The sequence below is a fragment of the Streptococcus sp. GMD1S genome, assembly GCF_000296875.1.
In the GTDB taxonomy this organism is placed as follows: domain Bacteria; phylum Bacillota; class Bacilli; order Lactobacillales; family Streptococcaceae; genus Streptococcus.
Window position 1 is genome coordinate 1 of sequence record NZ_AJQY01000302.1, and the last position, 536, is coordinate 536.

A 536-nucleotide genomic window follows, 5' to 3' on the forward strand; every position below is an offset into this window, starting at 1 on the left:
CGCCTCTTTTCCATGCTCCTAGCGCTGGCTATCGGTGTTCTAGCCTTTCAGCTGACAGGTTTTCACATCTGGAGCCTGGGCCTCTATCTGGCTCTCTATGTACCTCTTACTTACAAAATGGGCTGGGAAATCGGCATCACCCCTAGCAGTGTCTTGGTCAGCCATCTCTTGGTACAGGAGTCTACCTCTCCAGAGCTCTTGCTTAATGAAGTGCTCCTCTTTCTCATCGGGACAAGCTTTGCTCTATTGGTCAACCTTTATATGCCCTCTCGTGAGAAAGCCATCCAAAGCTACCACCTTCAGGTCGAGGAAAAGTTAAAAGACATCCTGCTTCGCTTTAAATACTATCTGTCAAGAGGAGACGGACGCAATCAAGCCCAACTCGTTGACCAATTAGACAAGCTCCTCGATGAAGCTCTTAAACTGGTCTACCTGGATCACTCGGATCATCTCTTTCACCAGACGGACTACCACATCCATTACTTTGAGATGAGACAGCGACAAAGTCGCATCCTGCGAAATATGGCCCAGCAGAT

The 536-nt window shown here is 48.5% G+C and carries 1 protein-coding gene; it reads left to right on the forward strand.

Annotated elements, in window-relative coordinates; translation table 11 throughout:
- On the forward strand, window positions 1–536 hold a 536-nt coding region (locus tag GMD1S_RS08905; protein WP_000306611.1), incomplete at both ends, for an aromatic acid exporter family protein.